We start from the raw sequence: 6,222 nt of genomic DNA on the forward strand, positions 1-6,222 counted from the left end.
AAATTTATCCGAAAAAGAACATATAAACACGGATAGCGGTCTCTCGCAAAGCTTTCAATGCCTTGCTCATCTGGTTCTCAACCGTTTTTACCGATAAATTCAATTCCTCCGCGATCTCTTGGTATTTCAAGCCATCCCGTTTGGATAACAAGAAAATCTTCTTCCGTTCGGGAGGTAACCGATCGATAGCATCCCACAGGCGGGCGTCACGCTCCGATCGCAGGATGTCTTCCTCTTCCGAGGTATCTTCTACGTCGGGTAACTGCTCGGTGGCCTCAGCGTTTACGGGTTGTGAGGTAAATGAAAGAGAACGGTTCCTCACCGCTTGATATAAATAAGCCTTGAGATTCCCGATCACATTACCAGCCCGGTTCTTATCCCATACATCCGCGAAGGCCTGTTGCACGATATCCTCGGCATCGTCTACCTGATCGGTATAACGAAGCGCAAACAAACACAAGGGCTTATATAAACTCTTGAAATGATGTTCAAATTCTTGGGTGGTAATAGCAGCCATACGTTTGTTATCTGTAACTATTCACCGCAAAGTAACAACCTTTTCTTTTTAACAAATCGCTTTTCAGGTTCTTTATAATGGTTTTAATAAAAAGAAAGCGTTTAAGGACTTATCCCTAAACGCTTTTTCTTATTTTTAATTAATAAGCATCAATATGGACGAAAACCGATAATCTGGCGTACCTCATTTAAAGTCTTAGAAGCGCTCTCACGAGCTTTCTCCGCACCCATACGGGCTACCTTATCCAGATATTCCGTATTGGCGGCCATATCCAAGATACGCTCACGGATCGGAGCGCAGAACTTATTGATATCCTCGGCCAACTGCTTTTTCATATCGCCGTAACGGATCTCGCAATTGTTGTATTTCTCATTAAAGAAATCATAGGTCTCTTTCTCGGAGACAATTTCCATCATCGTGAATAAATTGGCGATCGGCTCGGGCTTCACGCTATTCGGCTCGGTTGGTCCCGCATCGGAAACCGCTTTCATAACCTTCTTCTTGATTGTTTTCTCATCATCGATCAAGTAGATCGCGTTACCCTCACTCTTGCCCATCTTACCGGAACCATCCAAGCCCGGTACTTTCACGGACTTATCGCCCAAATGGAACGAAGCTGGTTCCGGGAAGAAATCTACTCCATAGGTAGAATTGAAACGGCGGGCGAAACGACGAGCCATTTCCATATTCTGCTCCTGATCCTTACCTACAGGAACCTTCAACGCCTTATGGATAATAATATCGGCGGCCATCAAGGTCGGGTAAGTCAACAAACCAGCGCTTACGCTATGTTTATTACCTTCATTAAAAATCTCTTTCTCTACATCGCCTTCACATCCTTCCCGGCTGATATGCAACTGCTGACGGGCCTTATCCTTAAAGGAAGCCGTACGCATCAACTCGCCGATACCGGCGTTCATATTCAAATATAGATACAACTCTACCACCTCCGGCACATCGCTCTGAATATAAATGGTAGCTTTTTCCGGATCGATACCACAAGCCAGATATTCCGAGAGGATCGTCTTTACGCTATTTCGTATATTGTCAGGATGCGGGTGAGTAGTCAACGAATGCCAATCAGCGATAAAGAAGAAGCAATTATACTCATCTTGCATCCGCAAGAAACTCTTTACCGCGCCAAAGTAATTGCCTAGATGCAGATTTCCTGTTGGTCTGATTCCACTTACTACTGTTTCCATGTCTTGTTATTTTTAGTTTTCAAGTGGCGGCAAAGATAGTAATATTCTCACAATATACATATATTATATGCCGCAGATCCTCCTAACCACCTATTATAACGGTGGGACATCCCAATACGATTTGCCCTCCGTGAGCTGTCGTATCTCCCATTCTGGCGGCAGGTTTACCGCAGATCATCACGGTGGAAGATCCTTTAATGATCGTATCCGGAGGGCCTACACAAACGCAATTATCTCCCATTACCGCCGCCGGTAGCTTGCCGATTAGAACAGTCGCCGCTCCCGGCCCTACAATAGGACCGCCTACATGGGGTATCGGTGATGGCCAAGCCGGGGTTTGCATAGGACATGTATGCATATCTGTCAATCTTGCTGCTGGAGGCATATTTATTACTTTTTAGTTAACGATTTATTGAAATGATGATCTACAAATATATAATATTTATCATGAATATACTACTTTTGCGCGCTAATATTTTTAATCATGAATGCAAAAGCAAAAGGATATGTTCTAGGGGCTATCGCCGCCGCGACTTATGGAATGAACCCCTTGTTCGCCCTACCCTTGTATAAAGCCGGTATGAATCCGGATTCAGTCCTGTTTTTCAGATATTTATTCGCGATCCCGGTATTAGGTATCATGATCAAAGCGAGAGGGCGGAACTTTAAGTTGAAACCCAACGAGATCGTTCCTTTAATCCTCATGGGGCTGTTGGTTTCCTTCTCTTCCCTAGCGTTATTCCAAAGCTATAATTATATGGAAGCAGGCATCGCCTCGACTTTGCTGTTTGTCTATCCGATCTTAGTGGCGCTGATCATGGCGTTTGTCTTCAAGGAGAAATTAACGTTGCAAACCTTCTTTTGTATCTTGCTGGCATTAGGCGGTATCGGCTTACTTTATAAAAGTGGCGACGGAACGACTCTTAGTTTAACCGGTGTCCTGTTGGTCATGGCTTCCGCTCTTTCCTATGCTATTTATATCGTAGGCGCGAATCGTCCGCTATTAAAGAATATCGCTACGTTGAAACTTACGTTCTATGTCTTGCTTTTCGGAATGACCTTGTTTTTAGTCCGTATAGATTTCGGCAGGAGCCTTCACATTGTCCATGATTGGTATTTATGGGGTAACCTGATCGCTCTAGCCATATTCCCAACCGCTATCTCTTTCCTTTGCACGACACTGGCGGTCCAATATATCGGCTCCACCCCGACGGCGATCCTCGGAGCCTTGGAACCGTTGACCGCCGTATTCTTCGGAGTGACTGTCTTCGGTGAATCATTAACGTTACGATTGTGTTGCGGAATCATCCTGATCATCCTAGCCGTTACCCTCATTATCGCAGGAAGTAACGTAACAAGCCACCTAGTTCGTTTTCGAAAGCTTTTCCCAAGGCTTCCGCTTAAGAAAAAGAACGCTAAATCATAAAATCACAATAGGTATCATTTCTATCCAGATACTATTTACGGGGCCATCGCAAATCTATGATAAATTCGTAAAATCATTTGTTACAATCAATTATTTTACATATGTTTGCGATAAACAATACGTATCCAATCATGATCACCAAGTTCTCAACATGCTTATTGTTCCTTGCCTTGCTCCTAAATAGTTGTCAGCAAAGGAATCAACCCACCTCTCCCCAATATGAAGCGGAGTATAATCGTTCGACGACTCCGGCCCTCATTGATATAGAAAAGGCGCTGGACCATCCGGCGATGTTGAAACTGAGTCAAATAGCCTCTAAGCTGGAATATTATAATGTTGGAGACGCTCGTTACACGGTAACACAAGCGATCGCTATTCCGGATAGCGACGCTTTCATCACATTCAATAACCCACGCATTTATTATCGTAAGCAAGGCATTCCCAGCAAACGATATGGATTTAAGGCCTTGGATTATAAATGGAACCATGGGATGAACAGCCTTAATCTATTTTACGACAAGAAAACAACCCGTATGTACTGCGCCTTGAGCGGCCTCGACCAAGACAATAAAAAAGATTCGACCACATTCAACGATATAAGGCCATGTATCGGGGAATTACCCACATTAGATACGATGCTGACCATTCAGAATTATATATTCCCCGAAAACCTGACTACCAAATATTCGATAAATGCGGATGCCAGTCAAATAGTAGGCTTCTCCTCCTCGGGATATATGCTTTGTGATTATGCGGAAGGCTCTAAAATCCCGAAAGGAATAACGACATTCAACCTTCGAGGAGATACGCTTTGCAAATTCATCCTTGCGGATACCAAGGATATTAACGTCTCTCCGGATACGATCACCCGGTTTCAAACCTTTTATTGGAATACGGATCAAGACCGAATGAATTTCTTGATTCCTTATCGCGATACGGTATACCAGCTTTCAAGTTCTCACTCGATCACCCCTTTATATGCGCTTCATAAAGACAATCAAGATAAACCGACCGGTCTTCGTTCTTTCTTGGAGAATCCGAATGGGCTATTTATGGGAGTCTTTCAAAAAGGTTCTCCCGCCATCTATAATTGGCTGGGATGGCTGGACGATTACAAACCGGTTATCACCCATCGAGTAGTCTATCTCAAGAAAGAGAAGAAAACATACGCCTTACCCAAAAGCTCCGGAGGATTTATCAATGATATAGATGATGGACTTCCGTTCTGGCCAGACGGACAAACCGATGACTGTGTTTATATGATTCGTACCGTCACCGAAATGCGTGAGACCGTTAAACGCACAGGCTCCTCCCGCCAAAAAGACCTAATCAAATTCTTAGACGATCCTAAAGTGTTCGAGAGGGATTATGTAATGATCGTGGCAAGACCTTGATGGATATTCAATAGATAAAGCCAAACATCCATAAAGGAATCATATTGCGGAAAGCATACTCTATGTCATCTTTCACCACATACCCATCCGCCGCTTGCTTGATCTGTTGCCGCGTCTTATTCTTTCCCCCAATCTCAAAGGTTCGGCCATCTATCTCAAAGTCTGAAATCGCAGAAGAAGTAACGAAGCATACGACTCGCATCCAAGATAGAAAAACCGTCTCACGCACGGAACCGATATCCGGTACCTGCTCCGACAACGCATAAGCCAGATTCGTATTATTCAGATAGATCTTCTCTACTTTCTCCAATAATTTCAAGCCCTGCGCTTTTTCTCGCAGTAAATTAACCAGACCTGCCTTCTCCAAATAACTCATGTAGTCGGGCAACACATTCCGGCTGATATCCAAATCTCTCGCCAACTTCGTATAATTTGGTTTGAAAGGGACACTTTGAGCTAATACATATAATAATTTCTTCAACTTTACGGCAGAAGCCACCGTCATATCCGCAAAAATCGGAATATCAGATTCCACCATTTGGTTAATCACGCTACGCAGACGCAAGAGATATTCCGTATCTTGAAAAAATGGATAATAACCTGTCGATAAATAATCATTAAATAATTTGAGTGGACGAGCTTCCTTATAAGGGAACTCAACCTTCCCAGCAAGAATCTCTTCCAACGAATACGATGGAAGCTGCCACCCCTGCGATATATTCAAATATTCCCGAAAAGAAAGTCCGGGTAATCTATACTCTACCTTCCTGCGACTTAAATCCGCACCACCTTTCTCCAGATCAAGAATAGACGAACCTGTATAGATAACTTGAAGACCAGGAATTTGATCGTATATATTCTTCACCTCCCTAGACCAATCCTTGTATTTATGAATCTCGTCAATATAAAGTTTTTTCCCACCCAGATTATAAAATTGATAAGCCATGTCGAATAACCGATACTTGGTAAAATAGAAATCATCCGCCGTAACATACAAAGACTCATCCTCACGATCATACAATTTGATATGCTGCAACAATAGGGTAGTCTTCCCAACACCACGAGCACCTAAAATCGCAACCAATCGGCTATCCCATGCGATCTGATCGTGAAGAAAACGCACGACTTCTGTCGAAGTATGCTCTAATTGAGTTCTAAAGGAACGAAATAAGGTCTCCATATCGATTCATGTTTAAAGGACAAATATACAAAATTGCACGATGCGATGTGCAATTTTGTATGAAAATTGCACATCGCATCGTGCAAATACCTTTATATAAATTGCCCTAAGGCTATCTGCTTAAAAAACGCCCTCGTCCCACTCACTATTAATTTACCACCTTATCCTTTCCTATAAATAATCAAAACATCTACAACATCTACAACTTCGCATATAGACATCTGGTTATATGATGTTTAACCCATGATTGCATATAAAAAAACATCTACAATAATCCGATCCTATCTACAATCACTTACGCTTTTTCACCACAAAACAGAACGATCTTCTTACACTCGCCGTATTTCATCACTTCAGCACTCTTCTTGATACCTATAAAGCATTATGTCTTATGCTGATATAGGTAGACACATTCAATAACAATAAAATGTGTAATTATTATGCGCAAAAAACATGAGCATTACAGCGAAGAAGAGAAATTGCATCTTCTTCATTCTTATTAT

Annotated in this window: 6 protein-coding genes; 2 read left to right on the forward strand and 4 right to left on the reverse strand. The window is 42.5% G+C overall.

Annotated features, from left to right (window positions below; all coding sequences use genetic code 11):
• Window positions 1-4: 4 nt before the first annotated feature.
• The 3 genes from NBH16_RS17640 to NBH16_RS17650 form a co-directional block, all read right to left on the reverse strand.
• The gene (locus tag NBH16_RS17640) at window positions 5-517 is read right to left on the reverse strand and encodes an RNA polymerase sigma-70 factor (RefSeq protein ID WP_005859552.1); all 513 of its coding nucleotides are present in this window, start codon (window positions 515-517) and stop codon (window positions 5-7) included.
• A 149-nt stretch (window positions 518-666) separates the two neighbouring features.
• Window positions 667-1,719: a tryptophan--tRNA ligase gene (gene trpS / locus NBH16_RS17645; protein ID WP_005867488.1), complete on the reverse strand. Its 1,053-nt coding sequence runs from the start codon at window positions 1,717-1,719 to the stop codon at window positions 667-669.
• 82 nt (window positions 1,720-1,801) lie between these two features.
• On the reverse strand, window positions 1,802-2,104 hold the full coding sequence (locus tag NBH16_RS17650) for a PAAR domain-containing protein (protein WP_005859557.1): 303 nt from the start codon (window positions 2,102-2,104) through the stop codon (window positions 1,802-1,804).
• Between the two features lie 99 nt (window positions 2,105-2,203).
• On the opposite strand from NBH16_RS17650, the gene NBH16_RS17655 reads away from it, so the two are divergent.
• Together NBH16_RS17655 and NBH16_RS17660 are read left to right on the forward strand one after the other, a co-directional pair.
• Window positions 2,204-3,145 (forward strand): DMT family transporter, encoded by a 942-nt coding sequence (locus tag NBH16_RS17655; RefSeq protein ID WP_005867486.1) that lies wholly within the window; start codon window positions 2,204-2,206, stop codon window positions 3,143-3,145.
• A gap of 131 nt (window positions 3,146-3,276) precedes the next feature.
• Window positions 3,277-4,539 (forward strand): DUF4933 domain-containing protein, encoded by a 1,263-nt coding sequence (locus NBH16_RS17660; protein ID WP_005867485.1) that lies wholly within the window; start codon window positions 3,277-3,279, stop codon window positions 4,537-4,539.
• 7 nt (window positions 4,540-4,546) lie between these two features.
• On the opposite strand, the gene NBH16_RS17665 is transcribed toward NBH16_RS17660, so the two are convergent.
• Complete coding sequence (locus NBH16_RS17665; protein ID WP_005859561.1) at window positions 4,547-5,719, reverse strand: ATP-binding protein; 1,173 nt, start codon at window positions 5,717-5,719, stop codon at window positions 4,547-4,549.
• Window positions 5,720-6,222: the final 503 nt, after the last annotated feature.

It is taken from the genome of Parabacteroides sp. Y3-G-102 (assembly GCF_023656845.1).
GTDB lineage: Bacteria > Bacteroidota > Bacteroidia > Bacteroidales > Tannerellaceae > Parabacteroides > Parabacteroides distasonis.

What these genes read in the sequence shown, in the direction of transcription:
- NBH16_RS17640 (WP_005859552.1), bottom strand. Translation starts at nt 517, where the DNA reads ATGGCTGCTATTACCACCCAAGAATTTGAACATCATTTCAAGAGTTTA.
- NBH16_RS17660 (WP_005867485.1), top strand. Translation starts at nt 3,277, where the DNA reads ATGATCACCAAGTTCTCAACATGCTTATTGTTCCTTGCCTTGCTCCTA.
- NBH16_RS17650 (WP_005859557.1), bottom strand. Translation starts at nt 2,104, where the DNA reads ATGCCTCCAGCAGCAAGATTGACAGATATGCATACATGTCCTATGCAA.
- trpS (WP_005867488.1), bottom strand. Translation starts at nt 1,719, where the DNA reads ATGGAAACAGTAGTAAGTGGAATCAGACCAACAGGAAATCTGCATCTA.
- NBH16_RS17655 (WP_005867486.1), top strand. Translation starts at nt 2,204, where the DNA reads ATGAATGCAAAAGCAAAAGGATATGTTCTAGGGGCTATCGCCGCCGCG.
- NBH16_RS17665 (WP_005859561.1), bottom strand. Translation starts at nt 5,719, where the DNA reads ATGGAGACCTTATTTCGTTCCTTTAGAACTCAATTAGAGCATACTTCG.